Source organism: Pseudocitrobacter faecalis (assembly GCF_965231525.1).
GTDB classification, from domain to species: domain Bacteria; phylum Pseudomonadota; class Gammaproteobacteria; order Enterobacterales; family Enterobacteriaceae; genus Pseudocitrobacter; species Pseudocitrobacter faecalis.
In genome coordinates this window covers 3,677,520-3,697,315 of record NZ_CBDDNJ010000002.1, presented here as the reverse complement: position 1 = coordinate 3,697,315, position 19,796 = coordinate 3,677,520, and the positions used below count along the sequence as shown (strand labels likewise).

General features: G+C 54.8%; 18 protein-coding genes. 9 read left to right on the top strand and 9 right to left on the bottom strand.

The genetic code is table 11. The features are described from left to right. Positions 1-22: 22 nt before the first annotated feature. The 3 genes from caiB to caiT form a co-directional block, all read right to left on the bottom strand. Positions 23-1,240, bottom strand: a complete 1,218-nt coding sequence (gene caiB, locus ACOXYR_RS18000; RefSeq protein ID WP_421355779.1) for an L-carnitine CoA-transferase — start codon at positions 1,238-1,240, stop codon at positions 23-25. Positions 1,241-1,352: 112 nt separating this feature from the next. Beyond that, a complete protein-coding gene (caiA, locus tag ACOXYR_RS17995; protein ID WP_113858231.1) occupies positions 1,353-2,495 on the bottom strand; it encodes a crotonobetainyl-CoA dehydrogenase in 1,143 nt (380 codons plus the stop codon). Between the two features lie 30 nt (positions 2,496-2,525). Beyond that, positions 2,526-4,040 carry an L-carnitine/gamma-butyrobetaine antiporter gene (gene caiT, locus ACOXYR_RS17990; protein WP_421355780.1) on the bottom strand — a complete coding sequence of 505 codons (1,515 nt, stop codon included), beginning with the start codon at positions 4,038-4,040 and terminating at the stop codon, positions 2,526-2,528. 482 nt (positions 4,041-4,522) lie between these two features. On the opposite strand from caiT, the gene ACOXYR_RS17985 reads away from it, so the two are divergent. From ACOXYR_RS17985 to folA, 9 genes are all read left to right on the top strand, one after another. Continuing rightward, a complete protein-coding gene (locus ACOXYR_RS17985; protein ID WP_421355781.1) occupies positions 4,523-5,296 on the top strand; it encodes an electron transfer flavoprotein FixA in 774 nt (257 codons plus the stop codon). A gap of 11 nt (positions 5,297-5,307) precedes the next feature. Beyond that, positions 5,308-6,249: an electron transfer flavoprotein subunit alpha/FixB family protein gene (locus tag ACOXYR_RS17980; RefSeq protein ID WP_421355782.1), complete on the top strand. Its 942-nt coding sequence runs from the start codon at positions 5,308-5,310 to the stop codon at positions 6,247-6,249. A gap of 51 nt (positions 6,250-6,300) precedes the next feature. Then, positions 6,301-7,587 (top strand): FAD-dependent oxidoreductase FixC, encoded by a 1,287-nt coding sequence (gene fixC, locus ACOXYR_RS17975; RefSeq protein WP_421355783.1) that lies wholly within the window; start codon positions 6,301-6,303, stop codon positions 7,585-7,587. Next, positions 7,584-7,871: a ferredoxin-like protein FixX gene (fixX, locus tag ACOXYR_RS17970; protein ID WP_189623688.1), complete on the top strand. Its 288-nt coding sequence runs from the start codon at positions 7,584-7,586 to the stop codon at positions 7,869-7,871. The genes fixC and fixX overlap by 4 nt, the downstream gene beginning before the upstream one ends. Positions 7,872-7,961: 90 nt before the next feature. After that, complete coding sequence (locus ACOXYR_RS17965; protein ID WP_108475504.1) at positions 7,962-9,293, top strand: MFS transporter; 1,332 nt, start codon at positions 7,962-7,964, stop codon at positions 9,291-9,293. A gap of 101 nt (positions 9,294-9,394) precedes the next feature. Further along, a complete protein-coding gene (locus ACOXYR_RS17960; protein WP_015965963.1) occupies positions 9,395-9,628 on the top strand; it encodes a YgdI/YgdR family lipoprotein in 234 nt (77 codons plus the stop codon). A 138-nt stretch (positions 9,629-9,766) separates the two neighbouring features. Beyond that, positions 9,767-10,297 (top strand): glutathione-regulated potassium-efflux system oxidoreductase KefF, encoded by a 531-nt coding sequence (gene kefF, locus ACOXYR_RS17955; RefSeq protein ID WP_108475505.1) that lies wholly within the window; start codon positions 9,767-9,769, stop codon positions 10,295-10,297. Next, positions 10,290-12,158 carry a glutathione-regulated potassium-efflux system protein KefC gene (kefC, locus tag ACOXYR_RS17950; protein ID WP_113858238.1) on the top strand — a complete coding sequence of 623 codons (1,869 nt, stop codon included), beginning with the start codon at positions 10,290-10,292 and terminating at the stop codon, positions 12,156-12,158. Before kefF ends, kefC begins: the two co-directional genes overlap by 8 nt. 198 nt (positions 12,159-12,356) lie before the next feature. Beyond that, a complete protein-coding gene (gene folA, locus ACOXYR_RS17945) occupies positions 12,357-12,836 on the top strand; it encodes a type 3 dihydrofolate reductase (protein WP_108475507.1) in 480 nt (159 codons plus the stop codon). Positions 12,837-12,946: 110 nt separating this feature from the next. Here the strand turns inward: folA and apaH are convergent, their stop codons facing one another. Genes apaH through lptD form a run of 6 tightly spaced genes read right to left on the bottom strand, consistent with a single transcriptional unit; the run spans position 12,947 to position 19,672 of the window. Then, the gene (apaH, locus tag ACOXYR_RS17940; RefSeq protein WP_421355784.1) at positions 12,947-13,795 is read right to left on the bottom strand and encodes a bis(5'-nucleosyl)-tetraphosphatase (symmetrical) ApaH; all 849 of its coding nucleotides are present in this window, start codon (positions 13,793-13,795) and stop codon (positions 12,947-12,949) included. Positions 13,796-13,801: 6 nt separating this feature from the next. Next, positions 13,802-14,179, bottom strand: coding sequence for a Co2+/Mg2+ efflux protein ApaG (gene apaG / locus ACOXYR_RS17935; protein ID WP_113858240.1), 378 nt, complete (start codon positions 14,177-14,179; stop codon positions 13,802-13,804). A 3-nt stretch (positions 14,180-14,182) separates the two neighbouring features. Next, positions 14,183-15,004 carry a 16S rRNA (adenine(1518)-N(6)/adenine(1519)-N(6))-dimethyltransferase RsmA gene (gene rsmA / locus ACOXYR_RS17930; RefSeq protein ID WP_108475510.1) on the bottom strand — a complete coding sequence of 274 codons (822 nt, stop codon included), beginning with the start codon at positions 15,002-15,004 and terminating at the stop codon, positions 14,183-14,185. Then, positions 15,001-15,990 carry a 4-hydroxythreonine-4-phosphate dehydrogenase PdxA gene (pdxA, locus tag ACOXYR_RS17925; protein WP_113858242.1) on the bottom strand — a complete coding sequence of 330 codons (990 nt, stop codon included), beginning with the start codon at positions 15,988-15,990 and terminating at the stop codon, positions 15,001-15,003. Before pdxA ends, rsmA begins: the two co-directional genes overlap by 4 nt. Continuing rightward, positions 15,990-17,276, bottom strand: a complete 1,287-nt coding sequence (surA, locus tag ACOXYR_RS17920; protein ID WP_108475512.1) for a peptidylprolyl isomerase SurA — start codon at positions 17,274-17,276, stop codon at positions 15,990-15,992. Before surA ends, pdxA begins: the two co-directional genes overlap by 1 nt. 56 nt (positions 17,277-17,332) lie before the next feature. Further along, the gene (gene lptD, locus ACOXYR_RS17915; protein WP_350436701.1) at positions 17,333-19,672 is read right to left on the bottom strand and encodes an LPS assembly protein LptD; all 2,340 of its coding nucleotides are present in this window, start codon (positions 19,670-19,672) and stop codon (positions 17,333-17,335) included. Positions 19,673-19,796: the final 124 nt, after the last annotated feature.

Sequence of the window (19,796 nt, the reverse complement as noted above, 5' to 3'; positions counted from 1 at the left end):
GGGGCCCGGCTAACGCATCCTGTTAATCCTCAACTTTGGCCAGCCCTTTGCCGACCAGCGCCTGAATATCGCTCTCGCTGTAGCCGATATTTTTCAGAATGGCGGCGGTGTCCATGCCGTGCGACGGCATTCCACGCCAGATTTTCCCTGGGTTGTTTTTAAATTTGGGCATTACGTTCGGGCCTTTGCAGGTGCGACCGTCCATGGTTTGCCATTCGGTGATGGATTCTCGAGCGACGTACTGTGGGTTGCCTTCCAGTTCAGGGATGGTCAGCACTTTGGCGCAGGCAATATGCAGTTCGGCAAAGCGAGCCTGGACCTCAGCGATGGTGTGCGCCGCCAACCATTCATCAAGCTTCTCTTCTACCAGTGGACCATAGGGACACTCAATGCGATGGATCAACTGTGTGCCTTCTGGTACTTCTGGCGTACCCAGAATGTGCGCGAGACCAATATCTTTAAAACATTCATTGATTTGAGTGATGCCTACTAACTCCATTACGATGTAGCCATCGGCGCATTTGTAAAGCCCGCAGCCGGCGTAATAGGGGTCTTTCCCTTTGGTCATGCGCGGGCAGATTTCACCCCCGTTGAAGTAGTCCATCATGAAGTACTGGCCCATACGGAGCATGACTTCGTACATTGCGATATCGATGCTTTCGCCTTTGCCCGTTTCGCGCACTTTATGCAGCGCCGCGAGGGCGGAGGTGGTGGCGGTCAACCCCGAGAAATAGTCTGCGGTGTAGGGGAACGCGGGCATGGGCTGGTCAACATCGCCGTTCTGAATCAGGTAGCCGCTAAAGGCCTGGGCGATGGTGTTATAGGCCGGAAGGTTGGTGTACTCCTCTGTTCCGTACTGGCCGAAGCCGGAAAGGTGGGCGATAACCAGTTTAGGGTTGTGCTGCCACAGAACTTCGTCGGTGATGCCGCGACGGGCAAATGCCGGGCCTTTGCTGGCTTCGATAAAGATATCGGTGGTTTCCATTAATTTCAGAAACGCTTCGCGGCCTACGTCTTTGAAAATATTGAGCGACAGCGCGCGCAGGTTGCGGCGTGAAAGCTGCGGGTAGTTCGGTTGCACGCGAATGGTGTCGGCCCAGGCGACGTTTTCAATCCAGATAACTTCTGCGCCCCATTCGGCAAACATCTGCCCGGCGAACGGCCCGGCAATTTCGATCCCCGAGAAGACAACCCGTAATCCGGCCAGAGGCCCGAATGTCGGCATAGGTAGGTGGTTCATAACATAGCTCCTGACAGATTTTGTAGGCCTGATAAGCGAAGCACATCAGGCATCGGTGCACGATTGCCGGATGCGGTGTAAACACCTTATCCGGCCTACGAAACGTGCCTTATCAACGATATTGTTTCAGCACGGCACGCCCCAGCGTCAGGATCTGCATTTCATCAGAGCCGCCGGAGACGCGGTCAACGCGCAGGTCACGCCAGAAACGGGTGATGCGGTGATTACCCGCGATACCTACGCCGCCCAGCACCTGCATAGCCGTATCGACAACCTCAAACGCGGCGTTGGCGCAGAAGTATTTGCACATCGCAGCATCACCAGAGGTGATTGTGCCGTTATCCGCTTTCCAGGCTGCTTCAAAGAGCATGTTTTTCATGGCGTTGAGTTTGATAGCCATGTGCGCGAACTTCTCCTGAATCAACTGGAAGCGGCCAATGGTTTCGCCAAACTGCACGCGCTGGTTAGCGTAACGAGCGGCGTCTTCAAAGGCGCACATCGCGGTGCCGTAGTTGGTCAGCGCCACCAGGAAGCGTTCGTGGTCAAACTCCTCTTTCACACGATTGAAGCCGTTGCCTTCGCGGCCAAACATGTCTTTTTCTTCCAGCTCAACGTCGTCGAAGGTCAGCTCGCAGCAGCTATCCATACGCAGGCCGAGTTTTTCCAGCTTGTTGATCTTGATGCCCGGTTTGCTCATGTCGACACACCATTCGGTGTAAATCGCTTTGTCCGGCGATGCCCCATCGCGCGCCATCACCACCACGTACGGGGTATACGCGCTACTGGTGATAAAACATTTGCTGCCGTTAAGGTAGACCTTGCCGTTTTTGCGGGTGTAGGTGGTTTTCAGGCTGCCGACGTCAGAGCCCGCGCCCGGTTCGGTAATCGCCGAGTTCCACATCTGTTTCCCGGTGCCCTGGAAGGCCATGATCTTGTCGATCTGCTCCTGGGTGCCTTCGCGCAGGAAGGTGTTGAAGCCGCCCGGCAATTGATAGAGCACGTAGGTTGGCGCGCCGAGGCGGCCCAGTTCCATCCATACCGCCGCGACGGTGACGAACCCAGCGTCCAGTCCACCGTGTTCTTCCGGCAGCAGCAGGCTGTCGATACCCATATCGGCCAGCGCTTTGACAAAACGTTCCGGGTAGACGCTGTCGCGATCGCACTCGGCGAAATAGGCTTCCCAGTTTTCACTCGCCATCAGTTCACGAATACCGGCGACAAACAATTCCTGCTCATCATTCAAATTGAAATCCATCTTCTAACCTCTTAATCGTGTTGGGTTTAATTAGTCTTTCCAGTGTTGCTTCGCGTCTTTGATAAAGGAGAGCGTCACCATGATGTTGACGAAGAACAGCGGGCAGCCGCCGGCGATAATCGCCGTTTGTATCGGTTTGAGGCCGCCGAGCGCCAGCAGGACAATACCGATAATGCCAACCAGGATTGACCAGCCGATACGCACCAGCAGCGGTGGCTCTTCGCCATCGCGCACTTCGCGACAGGTGGACATCGCCAGGGTGTAGGAGCAGGCGTTAATCAGCGTGACGGTGGCAATAAAGCAGAGGATGAAGAATCCCCACATGGTGGCGGTGCTGAGCGGTAACGCGGCCCAGGTTTCGATGATGGCGCGCGCCACGCCGTGTTGTTCAATCAGTTGCGGAATGTTGAGGATGTTTTTATCCATCAGCAGCAGGGTGTTGCTGCCAAGGACGGTCCACAAAATCCAGGTCGATGCGGTCAGGCCCAGTACCATACCGAAGCAGAGCTCACGCACGGTACGGCCACGGGAAATACGCGCGAGGAAGATACTCATCTGGATAGCGTAAATCACCCACCATGCCCAGTAGAACACCGTCCAGCCCTGCGGGAAGCCGCCTTTACCAATCGCGTCGGTATAGAACAGCATGCGCGGCAGATACATCAGCAGCATCCCGACGGAGTCGGTGAAGTAGTTCATGATGAAACTGGCGCCGCTGACGATAAACACCCAGCCCAGCATCAGGAAGCTTAAGTAGCTGCGCACGTCACTGGCGATCCTGACCCCTTTTTGCAGGCCGCAGGCGACGCAGATGGCGTTCAGGATAATCCAGCAGGTGATGATGATGGCGTCGAGTTGCAGCGTATGCGGAATGCCAAACAGCCACTGCATACACTCGGTGACCAGCGGTGTCGCCAGACCCAGGCTGGTGCCCATCGCGAAGATTAACGCCACCAGGTAGAAGTTATCGACGACGGTACCGAACAGACCTTTCGCGTGTTTTTCGCCAACCAGCGGCACCAGCGTGGAGCTGGGGCGAATCACGTCCATCTTGCGAACAAAGAAGAAGTAAGCAAACGCTACGGAGAGGAAGCTATAGGTTGCCCACGGCAGCGGGCCCCAGTGGAACAAGCTATACGCCAGGCCAATCTCTTTTGCCCCGGTCGAGTTAGGCGCAAGTGCGAACGGCGGTGTGGAGATGTAGTAGTAGATTTCGATGGAGCCCCAGAACAGCACGGCAGCTGACGTACAGGAGGCGAACATCATAAAAATCCAGCTCGCGGTGCTGAATTCCGGCGGTTCGTTACCGAGTTTCTTTTTGGCGTACGGGCCAAACACCAGCCAGAACCAACCAAACAGCATGACGACCATGTACCATTCAAATGCCCAACCCCAGACATTGGTGACATAGCTAAATACGGCATTAATAACGATGTTCGCTGCGTCGAGATCGCGAACGGTTAGCCAACAAAGTATTCCAACAATAATTAGCGGCGGGAAAAAAACCTTCGGCTCTATTCCTGACTTTCTCTTTTCATTTTTCATGAGTCAATTCCACTGTGAAGACTAAAATTATTTAGCGTTCCCGGTTGTTCCATTTTTTGTCTATTATTGTTAATAATTTATTAATAACTATTTAACCTCAAAGTGGCGTTAGAAAGTAATTCATAATGGGTATTCAAATTCGTGCGTTCTGTGATGGGTGTCACGCTTTGTTGGATGGGCTTTTTTGTCACCCGTTTTGTATTTATCTGTTAATTTTCAATAACTTGATTATGTATTTTTGACGATTTTAGGGTGTTAACTTTCAATATTGGTGATCCGTTAAACACTATTGAAATTTTTATCAATAAATACTTACCGTTCAATATTGTTGAGATAGATAACATTATTGAAAGTTGTATTTTTCAGCGTGTGACATTTTCAATATTGGTGATTATTGTTTTATTTCCGAATTAAAGTGCGTGATATCTATATTTACCACCGCCGATATGGACGATGATCCCTTCATGATTTCTGGAGATGCAATGAAGATAATTACTTGCTACAAGTGCGTGCCTGATGAACAGGATATTGCGATCAATAACGCTGATGGTTCATTAGATTTCAGCAAAGCAGATGCGAAGATTAGCCAGTACGATCTCAACGCCATCGAAGCCGCTTGCCAGTTAAAACAACAGGCCGCAGACGCTCAGGTGATTGCCATGAGCGTGGGCGGTAAGGCGCTGACCAACGTCAAAGGCCGCAAAGATGTGCTCTCTCGCGGGCCGGATGAACTGGTTGTGGTGATTGACGATCAATTCGAACGCGCGCTGCCGCAACACACCGCCGCCGCGCTGGCCGCCGCGGCACAGAAGTCCGGCTTTGATCTGATGCTGTGCGGTGACGGATCCTCTGACCTTTATGCGCAGCAGGTGAGCCTGCTGGTGGGCGAAACCCTGGGTATCCCGGCAGTGAACGGTGTCAGCAAGATCCTGTCACTGACCGACAACACGCTCACCGTTGAGCGCGAGCTGGAAGATGAAACCGAAACGCTGGCTATCCCGCTGCCGGCGGTCGTGGCTGTCTCAACCGATATCAATACCCCACAGATTCCTTCAATGAAAGCCATTCTGGGCGCGGCGAAAAAACCGGTTCAGGTGTGGTCGCCGGCGGATATTGGCTTCACCGCGCAGGAAAGCACCTCTTCGCAGCAGGTTGCCGCACCGAAACAGCGCGAGCGTCAGCGCATCATCATTGAAGGCGATGGCGAAGAACAGATAGCCAACTTTGTCGATCATCTGCGCAAAATCATTAACTAATAGGGGATGTTATGAGCAAGTTTTCCAGTGTCTGGGTATTCAGCGATACCCCTTCTCGCCTGCCGGAACTGATGAGTGGTGCACAGGTATTAGGCGAAAAAATCCATACGTTCACCCTCAGCGACGCGGACAGCGCGCTGGCGTTCCAGTTGGGTGCGAATCAGGTATGGCAACTGTGTGGCAAGCCGGACGATCGCATGATGGAAGATTATGCGGGCGTGATGGCCGACACCATCCGCCAGCAGGGCGCCAATGGTCTCGTGCTGTTGCCAAACAGCCGTCGCGGCAAATTGCTGGCGGCGAAACTCGGCTTCCGCTTGTCGGCGGCAGTCTCTAACGATGCCAGTGCGGTTGTGGCGCAAGAGGGTAGCGTTGCGATTAAACACATGGTGTATGGCGGCCTGGCGATTGGCGAAGAGACGATCCGCTCGCCGTTTGCGGTGATGACACTCAGTAGCGGAACGTTTGATGCCGTACAGCCGAATCCGTCTCTTAGCGGCGAGGCGCAGAAAGTTGAATGGCAAGCGCCTGCGGTGGCCATTACCCGCACGGCGACGAAGCCGCGTCAGAGCAGCAACGTCGACCTGGACAAAGCGCGTCTGGTGGTCAGCGTGGGTCGCGGTATCGGTAGCAAAGAGAATATCCCGCTTGCCGAGGCGCTGTGTCAGGCGATAGGCGCTGAGCTTGCTTGCTCACGTCCGGTGGCGGAAAACGAAAAATGGATGGAGCACGAGCGCTATGTTGGCATCTCCAACCTGATGCTGAAACCGGAGCTTTATCTGGCGGTCGGTATTTCCGGGCAGATCCAGCATATGGTTGGCGCGAACGGTGCGCAGACGATCTGTGCGATCAACAAAGATAAAAACGCGCCGATCTTCCAGTATGCCGACTACGGCATCGTGGGCGATCTGATGAAGATCCTGCCTGAGCTGACCCGCGCGTTAGCGCGCTAGCGCCTTTGTACAGGGCGTTTCGCGCCCTGTCTTCTGACTTCTGGAGTGGTTATGTCTGAAGATATCTTTGATGCCATTATCGTCGGCGCCGGGCTTGCGGGTTCGGTGGCGGCGCTGGTGCTGGCCCGTGAAGGCGCGGATGTGCTGGTTATCGAACGCGGTAACGCTGCGGGCGCGAAAAATGTCACCGGTGGGCGTATTTATGCCCATAGCCTGGAGCGCATCATTCCTGGCTTTGCCGACACCGCGCCCGTTGAGCGGCGCATCACCCATGAAAAACTCGCCTTTATGACCGAAAAAGGGGCGATGACCATGGACTATCTCAATGCCGACGAGGCGAGTGCGTCGCAGGTCTCTTATTCGGTACTGCGCAGTAAATTTGATGCCTGGCTGATGGCGCAGGCGGAAGAGGCGGGCGCGCAGCTGATCACCGGGATCCGCGTCGATAACGTTGTGCAGCGCGACGGTAAAGTGGTCGGTGTGGAAGCTGATGGCGATATTCTCGAAGCGAACGTGGTGATCCTTGCCGATGGCGTGAATTCGCTGCTGGCGGAAAAACTCGGTATGGCGAAGCGCGTGGATGCCGCCAACGTGGCCGTCGGGGTGAAAGAACTGATCGAACTGCCGAAATCGGTGATTGAAGATCGCTTCCAGCTTCAGGGCAACGAAGGCGCGGCCTGTCTGTTTGCCGGATCGCCGACCGATGGCCTGATGGGCGGCGGGTTCCTCTATACCAATGAAGACACGCTTTCGCTGGGTCTGGTCTGTGGCTTGCACCATCTGAAAGATGCAAAGAAATCGGTACCGCAGATGCTGGAAGATTTTAAACAGCACCCGGCGGTCGCACCGCTGATCGCGGGCGGAAAAATGGTGGAGTATTCAGCGCACGTGGTACCAGAAGCGGGCATGAATATGCAGCCGGAACTGATCGGTGACGGCGTATTAATCGCCGGTGACGCTGCCGGCATGTGCATGAACCTTGGCTTTACCATTCGTGGCATGGATCTGGCGGTGGCGGCGGGGGAAGCGGCGGCGAAAGCGGTGTTATCCGCGAAACACAATAATGACTTCAGCCGCAATGGCCTGGCTTCTTATCGCCAGCATCTGGACAACGGCCCGATGCGCGACATGCGCATGTATCAGCGCCTGCCCGCGTTCCTTGATAACCCACGTATGTTTACCCGTTACCCGGAAATGGTGGTGGGTGTGGCACGCGATCTGTTCACCATTGATGGCAGCGCGCCGGTACCGATGCGCAAGAAAATCCTTCAGCATGCGAAGAAAGTGGGCTTTATCAATCTGATGAAGGACGGCATTAAAGGAGTGACCGTACTATGACTTCCCCTGTGAACGTCGACGTCAAACTGGGCGTCAATAAATTCAATGTTGATGAAGAGAACCCGCACATCATTTTGAAAGCAGACCCCGATAAAGCGGCGCTGGAGGTGCTGGTAAAAGCCTGCCCCGCCGGGCTGTATAAAAAGCAGGATGACGGCAGCGTGCGGTTTGATTACGCCGGGTGTCTGGAGTGTGGAACCTGCCGCATTCTTGGCCTGGATACGGCGCTGGAAAAATGGGAATACCCGCGCGGCACATTTGGCGTGGAATTTCGCTATGGGTGAGGTTTGTGCCGGATGTATGAAAATCACGTATTTTTCCAGGCCGGATAAGGCGTAGCCGCCATCCGGCAAGGTAACCCACAGGACACCACCATGCCGCAGCCCAGAAACTTTGATGACATCAAATTCTCCTCTATTCACCGCAGAATTATGCTGTGGGGAAGCGGCGGGCCGTTTCTTGATGGGTACGTTCTGGTGATAATCGGCGTTGCGCTCGAGCAGCTCACGCCATTCCTGAAACTGGACGCAGAATGGATTGGCTTGCTGGGCGCGGCGACGCTGGCGGGGTTATTCGTCGGTACCACGCTGTTTGGCTACATTTCCGATAAGGTCGGACGGCGTAAAATGTTTCTGATCGATATCATCGCTATTGGGTTGATATCGGTTGCCACCATGTTTGTCTCCTCGCCCGTTGAGTTGCTGGTAATGCGCGTACTGATTGGCATTGTGATTGGCGCGGATTACCCTATCGCTACCTCCATGATCACCGAGTTTTCCAACACCCGTCAGCGTGCGTTCTCTATCGGTTTTATCGCCGCGATGTGGTATGTCGGCGCGACCTGTGCCAACCTGGTGGGATACTGTTTGTATGAGGTCGAAGGCGGCTGGCGCTGGATGCTCGGCAGCGCGTTTATTCCTTGCCTGATCATACTGATTGGCCGTTTCGACCTGCCGGAATCGCCGCGCTGGCTGCTGCGTAAGGGGCGGGTGGAAGAGTGCCAGCAGATGATGATCAAACTGTTTGGCGAGCCCGTGACCTTCGATGATGAACCGCCGAAAGAGACGCGCTTCCTGCAACTCTTCAATCGCCGTCACTTCCCCTTTGTACTGTTTGTCGCCGCCATCTGGACGTGCCAGGTGATCCCCATGTTCGCTATCTACACCTTCGGGCCGCAAATCGTTGGCCTGTTGGGCTGGGAGCAGGGCAGAAGTGCCGCACTCGGCAACGTGGTAATTAGTCTCTTCTTTATGCTGGGCTGCGTGCCGGCGATGTTCTGGCTTAACAGCGTCGGGCGGCGAATGCTGCTTATCGGCAGTTTTTTAATGATGACGCTGGCGCTGGCCTTACTCGGCGTGGTGTCTAATCTGGGGATTGGGCTGGTGGTGTTCGCGTTTGCGGTGTACGCGTTTTTCTCCGGCGGGCCGGGTATTTTGCAATGGCTCTATCCTAATGAGCTTTTCCCAACGGACATTCGCGCATCTGCCGTAGGGGTGATTATGTCGCTGAGTCGCGTGGGAACAATTATCTCGACCTGGGCGCTGCCAGTATTTATTGCCCGCTACGGGATTAATAATGTGATGCTGATTGGCGCGGGAATTTCCTTCGTTGGGCTGACCATTTCCGTGATGTTCGCACCTGAAACGCGGGGAATGTCGCTGACGCAGACGGCGAACATGACGATTCGCGGGAAGTCTGTTTCCTGAAAGAGACCTTAGGAGTGTTCTGGTTCTGTTATGTACTTCAGCACGTTAGTCTATAGTTAACAATTAATTGACATAAGACGTCTGAGAACAGGGAGAACATCATGCAAAAACGTATCGTAATCACCTCTATTTTAACTGCCGCAGCACTGTTCACCGTCGCGGGCTGTTCATCGAATCAGTCTGTGAAAACTACCGATGGCCGCACGATCGTAACTGACGGCAAGCCGCAGGTGGATGATGACACCGGACTGGTCTCTTATGAAAATGCTGAAACCGGCAAAACTGAGCAGATTAACCGTGACCAGGTTAAATCTATGAACGAGCTCAACAACTGATTTTGATTTGACGATGGGTGGCGGCGGCCACCCACGTGCCCACCGCACAACTCCCCCCTAATTGTTCTGTTAGCCAGGCTCCTGGCGGTCTACACTGTTGCTGTTACATAACAATAATGCAGTGATAACAGGCTAAACATGATTCTCATTATTTATGCGCATCCTTATCCGCAGCACTCGCATGCGAATAAGCGGATGCTTGATCAGGTAAGGACGCTGGACGACGTAGAGATTCGCTCGCTCTACAGCCTCTATCCAGATTTCAATATCGATATCGCCGCGGAGCAGGATGCACTGAGTCGCGCCGACCTCATCATCCTTCAACACCCCATGCAGTGGTACAGCATGCCGCCACTCCTTAAGCTATGGATGGACAAAGTGCTGTCGCACGGCTGGGCGTATGGTCATGGCGGAACCGCGCTGCACGGCAAAAGTATGCTCTGGGCGGTCACCACGGGTGGGGCGGAAAGCCATTTTGAGATTGGCTCCCACCCTGGGTTCGATGTGCTGGCGCAGCCGCTGGAAGCGACGGCGATTTACTGTGGCCTGAAATGGTTGCCGCCGTTTACGCTTCATAGCACCTTTATCTGTGACGAAGAAACGCTGCAGGCGAAGGCGCGTCACTACAAACAGCGTTTGCTGGCCTGGCAGGAGGATAATCGTGGATAACCATACTCTGATTCAGGCGCTGATTTATCTGGGCTCCGCGGCGCTGATTGTGCCGATTGCGGTTCGTCTCGGCCTGGGCTCGGTGCTGGGCTACTTGATTGCCGGCTGTATTATCGGCCCGTGGGGCTTCCGTCTGGTGACGGATGCCGAATCTATTCTGCACTTTGCGGAAATCGGCGTGGTGCTGATGCTGTTTGTCATCGGCCTTGAACTCGACCCGAAACGGTTGTGGAAACTGCGCGCCTCGGTCTTCGGCGGTGGCCTGCTGCAAATGGTGGTGTGCGGCGTGTTGATTGGCCTGTTCTGTATGTTCCTTGGCCTGCGCTGGCAGGTGGCGGAACTGATCGGCATGACGCTGGCGCTCTCATCAACGGCGATTGCCATGCAGGCGATGAACGAGCGTAACTTGACCGTCTCCCAGGTCGGGCGTAGCGCGTTTGCGGTGCTGCTGTTCCAGGATATCGCGGCAATCCCGCTGGTGGCGATGATTCCGCTACTGGCAACCAGCGGCGCATCCACCACGCTGGGCGCATTTGCGTTTTCTGCGCTTAAGGTTGCAGGGGCACTGGTGCTGGTTGTCCTGCTGGGGCGCTACGTCACGCGCCCGGTGCTGCGTTTTGTGGCGCGTTCCGGCCTGCGCGAAGTGTTCAGCGCCGTGGCGCTGTTCCTGGTCTTCGGCTTCGGTTTGCTGCTGGAAGAAGTGGGTTTGTCGATGGCGATGGGCGCGTTTCTGGCGGGTGTACTGCTGGCGAGTTCCGAGTATCGACACGCGCTGGAAAGCGATATTGAACCGTTCAAAGGCTTGCTGCTGGGGCTGTTCTTCATTGGCGTCGGCATGTCTATCGACTTTGGTACGCTTATCGATCATCCGCTGCGCATCATTACGCTGTTGTTTGGCTTCCTGATTATCAAATCGGTAATGTTGTGGCTTATCGCTAAACCCTTGCAGGTGCCGCGCTCGCAGCGTGCCTGGTTTGCGGTGCTGCTGGGGCAGGGGAGTGAATTCGCGTTCGTGGTCTTTGGCGCGGCGCAGATGGCGAACGTGCTGGATGCTGACTGGGCGAAAGCTCTGACGCTGGCGGTTGCCTTGTCGATGGCGGCGACGCCGATTCTGCTGGTACTGCTGACCCGTATGGAAGCACGTAAAAGCGGCGGTGAGCAGCGTGAAGCGGATCAGATTGATGAAGAGCAGCCGCGCGTAATTATTGCGGGCTTTGGTCGTTATGGTCAGATTACCGGTCGTCTGCTGCTCTCCAGCGGCGTGAAAATGGTGATCCTCGATCACGATCCAGACCACGTTGATACCCTGCGTAAATTCGACATGAAGGTCTTTTACGGCGATGCGACGCGCGTCGATATGCTGGAATCCGCCGGGGCCGCGAAAGCGGAAGTCCTGATTAACGCTATTGACGATCCGCAAACCAGCTTACAGTTGACTGAACTGGTGAAAGAGCACTTCCCGAACCTGACGATTATCGCCCGCGCACGCGACGTCGAGCATTACATTCAACTGCGTCAGGCCGGGGTGGAATCGCCGGAACGTGAAACCTTCGAAGGCGCGTTGAAATCGGGCCGCATGGCGCTGGAGTCGCTGGGGCTGGGTGCTTATGAGGCGCGTGAACGCGCTGATCTGTTCCGCCGCTTTAACACGCGTATGGTGGAAGAGATGGTGGAAATGGCTGAGAGCGATGCGTCGACGCGTGCGGCGGTGTTCAAACGCACCAGCGCGATGCTGACGGAAATCATCAATGAAGATCGCAATCATCTGTCGGTTATCCAGCGTCACGGCTGGCAGGGAACGGAAGAGGGCAAACACAGCGGCAACCCCGCGGATGAGCCTGAAGTGAAGCCGTCCGCCTGATAGTCAAAATGTGATGTTACGCAGGGTTTACGGCTAACTCGCTGTTTCTACTTACCTGTAATGCTGGCGGTCCACTTCACTCCCGTGGGCTCGCCAGCAATTCTGAAAATTTTCGTATTCTTTACTCTGCGCCCAGTCGACGAAAGATTATGCTTTCCGTATAGTGGCGACAATTTTTTTGTATCCGGGAAACACTCAATGATCAGTCTGATTGCTGCGCTAGCGGTAGATCGCGTCATCGGCATGGAAAACGCCATGCCCTGGAATCTCCCCGCCGATCTGGCGTGGTTTAAACGCAACACGCTTAACAAACCTGTCGTGATGGGTCGCCTGACCTGGGAATCGATCGGTCGCCCGCTGCCGGGCCGTAAAAACATCGTTATCAGCAGCCAGCCGGGTACTGACGATCGCGTCCAGTGGGTGAAATCGGTGGATGAAGCCATTGCCGCCTGCGGCGATGTCGAAGAAATTATGGTGATTGGCGGCGGTCGTATTTACGAGCAGTTCCTGCCGAAAGCGCACAAGCTGTATCTGACGCATATTGATGCGGAAGTGGAAGGCGACACGCACTTCCCGGATTACGATCCGGACCAGTGGGAATCCGTGTTTAGCGAATTCCACGACGCGGATGAGCAGAATTCGCATAGTTATTGTTTTGAGATTTTAGAGCGCCGATAGGGGCCCTCACCCCGGCCCTCTCCCACAGGGAGAGGGAGAAAATCGGTGCCGGGTTCAATATTGAGCAGAGACGTTTCCCTCTCCTTGTGGGAGAGGGTTAGGGTGAGGGGTCAGGACGCCACAGCCTCGCCCATTCTTGGATCGATATGTCGATTCGACGCCTGAGTGAAATACTGCTTATCTTCCCAGCGCAGGCAGGTTAAGTCCCCGCCCCAGCAACATCCCGTATCCAGTGCATAGACGCCTTCCGGCGTACCACGACCTTCCAGAGACGCCCAGTGGCCAAACACCACGCTGTACTCATCCGTGACCGGCCCGGGAATCGCAAACCAGGGTTTCAGCGGCGCAGGGGCGTTTTCCGGCGCTTCTTTGGTGTACATATCGAGTTGCCCGTTCGGGAAACAGTAGCGCATGCGGGTGAAGGCATTAGTGATAAACCGCAGACGCGCCAGGCCAGTTAACTGCGGCGACCAGTTATTCGGCATATCGCCATACATCGCATCGAGGAAGAAGGGATAGGAGTCGCTCGACAGCACGGCTTCAACGTCACGCGCGCACTGTTTCGCGGTTTCCATGTCCCATTGCGGCGTGAACCCGGCGTGAGCCATCACCAGTTTCTTCTCTTCATCTACCTGCATCAGTGGCTGGCGACGTAGCCAGTTGAGCAGGTCGTCAGCGTCTGGCGCTTCCAGCAGCGCGTTAAGACGGTCTTTGGGCTTATTGCGGCTGATCCCCGCAAACACCGCCAGCAGATGCAGGTCATGGTTGCCGAGAACAATACGTACGTTATCGCCCATCGATTTGACATAGCGCAGCACGTCCAGAGAGCCGGGGCCGCGCGCGACCAGATCGCCGGTCAGCCACAGCGTGTCTGTCCCTGGAGTAAACTCCACCTGATCGAGCAATGCGATCAACTCATCAAAGCAACCGTGAATGTCGCCAATAAGGTATGTAGCCATGTGTTTTTAATGGATTAGTGTCGGGACAAAGAGACGGAATACGGGAATGTCGATAGAGAACGGATTGCCGTCGATATCGACCATTTCATAGTGGCCCTGCATGGTGCCAAGCGGGGTTTCCAGTACCGCGCCGCTGGTGTACTGATATTCGTCACCGGGGGCGATATGCGGCTGGACGCCAACGACGCCCTCGCCTTGTACTTCGGTTTCACGGCCATGACCGTTGGTAATAAGCCAGTAACGACTCAGTAGCTGAACCTGAGTTCGCCCGAGGTTGCGGATGGTTACCGTGTAAGCGAAGACATAACGCTCTTCTTCCGGTAGAGACTGCGATTCAATGTAAACACTTTGAACCTGGACGCAAACTCGAGGCGAATCAATCATGGTCTAGCTCTCCTTCGGCGGCGCGTTCTCTGCCAGATAGTTGGCCATCTTGCAGTACTGCGCAACAGAGATATTTTCTGCCCGCATGGTCGGATCGACGCCCAGTTCTGTCAGAACTTCAACGCTGAACAGGTTGCCGAGACTGTTGCGGATCGTTTTACGACGCTGGTTAAACGCCTCTGTGGTGATGCGGCTCAGCACGCGAACGTCTTTCACCGGATACGGCATGGTGCTGTGCGGCACCAGACGCACGACGGCGGAATCGACTTTAGGCGGTGGCGTAAAGGCGCTCGGCGGCACTTCGAGTACCGGGATAACCTGGCAGTAATACTGCGCCATCACCGTTAAACGACCATACGCCTTGCTGTTCGGGCCTGCAACCAGACGGTTAACCACCTCTTTTTGCAACATGAAGTGCATGTCGGCGATCGCATTAGTATAGCTAAACAGATGGAACATCAGCGGCGTCGAGATGTTATACGGCAGGTTGCCGAAGACGCGTAGTGGCTGACCCAGTGTTTGTGAAAGCTCACCGAAATTCATGGTCATGGCATCCTGCTGATAAATGGTCAGCTTTGGCCCCAGGAACGGGTGGGTTTTCAGACGTGCGGCAAGGTCACGGTCAAGTTCGATGACGGTCAGTTCGTCAAGGCGTTCGCCAACCGGCTCAGTCAATGCGGCAAGACCCGGGCCGATTTCAACCATCGCCTGGCCTTTTTGCGGATTGATCGCCGAAACGATGCTGTCGATAACGAACTGATCGTTAAGGAAGTTTTGCCCGAAGCGTTTACGGGCTAAGTGGCCCTGGTGGACTCGATTATTCATTTAGAGTTAACAATCATTTTGATGGCGAGATTAAGCGCCGTAATAAAACTGCCGACCTCTGCTTTTCCGTGGCCTGCCAGTTCAAGGGCTGTGCCGTGGTCAACAGAGGTTCGAATAAAGGGTAAACCGAGGGTGATATTCACGCCACGGCCAAAGCCCTGGTATTTTAGCACGGGTAGGCCCTGATCGTGGTACATTGCGAGCACCGCGTCGGCATTATCAAGATACTTGGGCTGGAAAAGGGTATCGGCAGGCAGCGGCCCACTCAGATTCATGCCTTTCGCGCGCAGCGTATTCAGCACCGGGATAATGGTGTCTATCTCTTCCGTCCCCATATGACCGCCTTCTCCCGCATGCGGGTTGAGGCCGCACACCAGAATATGCGGATGGGCGATGCCAAATTTGGTTTGCAGGTCGTGATGCAAAATGGTGATCACTTCGTCGAGCAAGTCGACCGTGATTGCATCGCTCACGTCCTTTAATGGCAGGTGTGTCGTCGCCAGCGCCACACGCAGTTCTTCCGTCGCCAGCATCATCACCACTTTCGCCGCGTGCGAGCGCTCTTCAAAGAACTCCGTATGCCCGGTAAAAGGCACGCCCGCGTCGTTAATGATGCCCTTATGTACCGGCCCGGTAATCAAAGCGGCAAATTCACCACTCAGGCAGCCGTCACAGGCGCGTGCCAGCGTATCCACCACATAGTGACCATTCTGCACGTTAAGCTCGCCAGGCGTCACTGGCGCGCGTAGCGGCACAGAAAGCAGGGTGAGCGTACCGGCGCGTTGCGGTTGGGCGGATTCGTTAGGGGAGTAAGGCAGAAGAGAAAGCGGAAGGCCGAGAAGCGTGGCTCGCTCACTGAGGAGTGCGCCATCGGCGCACACCACCAGTTCAACGGGCCAATCGCGCTGGGCGAGCTGGATAACCAGATCCGGACCAATCCCGGCGGGTTCGCCGGGCGTGATCACCACACGATGGGTTGTCGTCATTAGTTGCTCAGAATTTTGACATAGGCGCTGGCGCGCTGTTCCTGCATCCAGGTTGCCGCTTCTTCAGAGAACTTACGGTTCATCAGCATGCGGTAGGCTTTGTCTTTCTGCGCGGCATCGGTGCGGTCAACCTTACGGGTGTCCAGCAATTCGATTAAGTGCCAGCCGAAAGAGGAGTGAACCGGAGCGCTCATCTGGCCTTTATTCAGTTTCATCAGCGCATCGCGGAATGCAGGATCGTACATATCCGGCGTTGCCCAACCTAAATCGCCGCCCTGGTTGGCAGAACCGGGATCCTGAGACAGCTCTTTTGCCGCTTTATCGAAGGTGGTTTTACCGCTACGAATATCGGCGGCAACCTGCTCAAGCTTCACGCGTGCCTGTTCGTCGGTCATGATGGGCGACGGTTTCAGCAGAATGTGGCGAGAGTGCACTTCGGTCACGGAGATGCTTTGAGAGCCGCCGCGCATATCGTTGATTTTCAGGATATGGAAGCCAACGCCGGAACGAATCGGGCCAACGATATCGCCTTTTTTGGCGGTAGTCAGCGCCTGAGCAAAGATGCCCGGCAGCTCCTGAATGCGCCCCCAACCCATTTGGCCGCCTTTCAGCGCCTGCTGGTCAGCAGAGTAGGAGATAGCGAGTTTGCCAAAATCCGCACCGCCGCGCGCCTGCTCAACGATGGATTCTGCCTGGCTTTGTGCTTCGTTCACCTGGTCAGAAGAGGGGTTTTCCGGCAGCGGGATCAGGATGTGACTCAGATTCAGTTCAGTGCTGGCATCGTTCTGGTCGCCAATCTGGCTTGCCAGCGCGTCCACTTCCTGCGGCAGGACGGAAACGCGACGACGCACTTCGTTGTTACGCACTTCAGAGATGATCATCTCTTTGCGGATCTGATCACGATAGGTGCTGTAGTTCAGCCCATCGTAAGCCAGACGGCTGCGCATCTGATCCGTTGTCATGTTGTTCTGCTTCGCGATGTTGGCGATAGCTTGATCCAACTGATCGTCAGAAATTTTGATGCCCATTTTCTGACCCATCTGCAACATGATCTGATCCATGATCAGACGTTCCAGAATCTGGTGGCGCAGAGTCGCGTCGTCCGGCAGTTGTTGTCCTGCCTGGCCGGCGTTGAGTTTGACGGATTGCATCAGACCGTTGACGTCGCTCTCAAGTACGACACCATTGTTTACGACGGCTGCTACTTTATCGACAACCTGCGGGGCGGCGAAACTGGTATTCGCGACTAACGCGATACCAAGAAGCAGCGTTTTCCAGTTCTTCATACTTTTTCCATTTCAATTAACAAACCGCTCGGCGGCTTAAGTTTCTGTCAGTGTCGTTACAGCGAGTTCTGGTACGGCAGAATATTCGAACGCAGCATTTGCTGGGTACCCAGACCATAGTTCGAACTCAATCCACGAAGCTCAATATTAAAGCCGATTACGTTATCGTATACGGCGTGATCTTTCGCCCCTTCGTTATCCCAGCCGTTCAGCTTACGTTCGTAGCCAACACGGATGGCATAGCAGCAGGAGTTATACTGCACACCCAGCATTTGATCGGCCGGTTTGTGGCTGTTGGTGTCGAAGTAGTACGCGCCAACAACAGACCAGCGATCGGCGATCGGCCAACTGGCTATACCGCCCACCTGAGAAATCCCGTTCTTATACTGCTCTGACGTCGAGTAGTTAGACGGTAATGTCGCCTGGATATATTCCGGGCTGGCATAACGGTAGCTCAGCTGGACTAAACGATCCTGGTCACGGCGATACTCAAGGGTAGTACTGCTGGTGGAGATGTTATCCAGACGTTTATCGTACTGGATGCCGCCACGCAGGCCCCAACGGTCGGTCAGACGTAAATAGGTGTCTCCCGCCCACACCAGTGAACCGGTGTTGTTATCATTTTGCCAGGTCGTTGTATCATCACCGGTACGAGACTCGGTGAAATAGTAGATTTGACCAATAGAAACGTTAAAACGTTCAACCGCAGACTCATCATAAACGCGAGATGTGAGACCGGTCGTCACCTGGTTGGCTGACGCAATGCGGTCAAGGCCGCCGTAGGTACGGTCACGGAACAGCCCGCTGTAGTCGGATTGCAGCAGCGATGAGTCGTAGTTGTAGATGTTGCTTTGATCGCGATATGGCACGTAGAGGTACTGTGCGCGCGGTTCCAGCGTCTGGGTATAACCCGCAGACCAGTCCATATCGCGCTCAAACACCATTTTGCCGTCGACTTTAAACTGCGGCATCACACGGTTAACCGAGTCATCGTACCGGGTGTTTTCAACGTTCTTTTGTTGATAATGAGTAGCTAACAGCTTCGCTTCGGTATTCAGGCTACCCCAACCGTTAGACAGCGGCAGGTTTATCGTCGGCTCAAGGTGCAGACGCGTCGCTTCCGGACGATCGCTGTTGGTGTTAACAAAATTCACCGCCTGACCGTAGATACGCGTATCGAACGGCCCCACATCGTTTTGATAGAAGTTTACATCCAGCTGCGGCTCGGCAGAGTAAGAGTTACTGTTGGTTCGGTCGAAGACCTGGAACTGTTTTGTCGACACGGTGGCGTCGAAGTTCTGCACCGCATAGCCAACGCTGAATTTTTGCGTCGCGTAGCCGTCGGTACTGGAGCCGTACTTGGAGTCAAAGTCGTTGAAATAGTTCGGGTCGCTGACTTTGGTGTAGTCGACGTTAAAGCGCCACACCTGATCCAGCACGCCGGCATGACGCCAGTAGAACATCCAGCGACGGCTGTTATCGTCATCCGGGTGCTCATCGCTGTAGACTTTATCCGACGGCAGATAGTCGAGTTCCATCAAACCCGCGCCCGCCTTGGTCAGATAGCGGAACTCGTTTTCCCACATGATGCCGCCACGTCGGTGCATATAGTGCGGCGTGATGGTCGCATCCATGTTCGGCGCGATGTTCCAGTAGTACGGCAAGTAGAACTCAAAGTAGTTCTTGGTGCTGTACCGGGCATTGGGGATCAGGAAGCCGGAACGACGCTTATCGCCGATCGGTAACTGTAAATAAGGGCTATAAAAAATCGGAACCGGGCCCACTTTAAAACGGGCGTTCCAGATTTCCGCAACTTCTTCTTCACGGTCCTGAATAACTTCAGAACCAACAACGCTCCAGGTATTGGAACCCGGCAGACATGACGTGAAGGTACCGTTTTCGAGAATGGTATAACGGTTTTCGCCGCGCTGTTTCATCAGATCCGCTGTTCCGCGGCCCTGGCGACCCACCATCTGGTAATCACCTTCCCAGACGTTGGTATCTTTGGTATTGAGATTCGACCAGGCTTTCGGACCTTTCAGGATCACCTGGTTATCGTCATAGTGTACATTACCGAGGGCATCAACCGTGCGCACGGGCGCAGTCTGGCCTTCAGGCTGTTTTTGATGAAGCTGAACTTCATCTGCCTGCAAGCGGCTATTTCCCTGGTTGATATCGACATTGCCCGTAAACACCGCGTTATCAGGGTAATTCCCTTTTGCGTGATCGGCGTTAATGGTGACAGGCAGATCGTTGGTCTCGCCTTTCACTAATGGACGGTCGTAGCTCGGCACGCCTAGCATACATTGCGAAGCGAGATCGGCAGCCATGCCCTGCTGGCTGTACAAGGCACTGGCAATCATCGTCGCCAGGAGGGTGGGAATACGTTTTTTCATACGTTGTATTTGTTGTTCCGTCATCTATAGCATTGCGGCTTGCAAACGGTCAGAGACTAACGTACTCAACGGCTTGACGCTAGTACTTATCCTGCCCGTCCCGGCCAGAGGTGTTAGGCACGGC

Coding starts and splice junctions, on each gene's coding strand:
- caiB (WP_421355779.1), bottom strand. CDS start 1,240: ATGAACCACCTACCTATGCCGACATTCGGGCCTCTGGCCGGATTACGG.
- caiA (WP_113858231.1), bottom strand. CDS start 2,495: ATGGATTTCAATTTGAATGATGAGCAGGAATTGTTTGTCGCCGGTATT.
- caiT (WP_421355780.1), bottom strand. CDS start 4,040: ATGAAAAATGAAAAGAGAAAGTCAGGAATAGAGCCGAAGGTTTTTTTC.
- ACOXYR_RS17985 (WP_421355781.1), top strand. CDS start 4,523: ATGAAGATAATTACTTGCTACAAGTGCGTGCCTGATGAACAGGATATT.
- ACOXYR_RS17980 (WP_421355782.1), top strand. CDS start 5,308: ATGAGCAAGTTTTCCAGTGTCTGGGTATTCAGCGATACCCCTTCTCGC.
- fixC (WP_421355783.1), top strand. CDS start 6,301: ATGTCTGAAGATATCTTTGATGCCATTATCGTCGGCGCCGGGCTTGCG.
- fixX (WP_189623688.1), top strand. CDS start 7,584: ATGACTTCCCCTGTGAACGTCGACGTCAAACTGGGCGTCAATAAATTC.
- ACOXYR_RS17965 (WP_108475504.1), top strand. CDS start 7,962: ATGCCGCAGCCCAGAAACTTTGATGACATCAAATTCTCCTCTATTCAC.
- ACOXYR_RS17960 (WP_015965963.1), top strand. CDS start 9,395: ATGCAAAAACGTATCGTAATCACCTCTATTTTAACTGCCGCAGCACTG.
- kefF (WP_108475505.1), top strand. CDS start 9,767: ATGATTCTCATTATTTATGCGCATCCTTATCCGCAGCACTCGCATGCG.
- folA (WP_108475507.1), top strand. CDS start 12,357: ATGATCAGTCTGATTGCTGCGCTAGCGGTAGATCGCGTCATCGGCATG.
- apaH (WP_421355784.1), bottom strand. CDS start 13,795: ATGGCTACATACCTTATTGGCGACATTCACGGTTGCTTTGATGAGTTG.
- apaG (WP_113858240.1), bottom strand. CDS start 14,179: ATGATTGATTCGCCTCGAGTTTGCGTCCAGGTTCAAAGTGTTTACATT.
- rsmA (WP_108475510.1), bottom strand. CDS start 15,004: ATGAATAATCGAGTCCACCAGGGCCACTTAGCCCGTAAACGCTTCGGG.
- pdxA (WP_113858242.1), bottom strand. CDS start 15,990: ATGACGACAACCCATCGTGTGGTGATCACGCCCGGCGAACCCGCCGGG.
- surA (WP_108475512.1), bottom strand. CDS start 17,276: ATGAAGAACTGGAAAACGCTGCTTCTTGGTATCGCGTTAGTCGCGAAT.
- lptD (WP_350436701.1), bottom strand. CDS start 19,672: ATGAAAAAACGTATTCCCACCCTCCTGGCGACGATGATTGCCAGTGCC.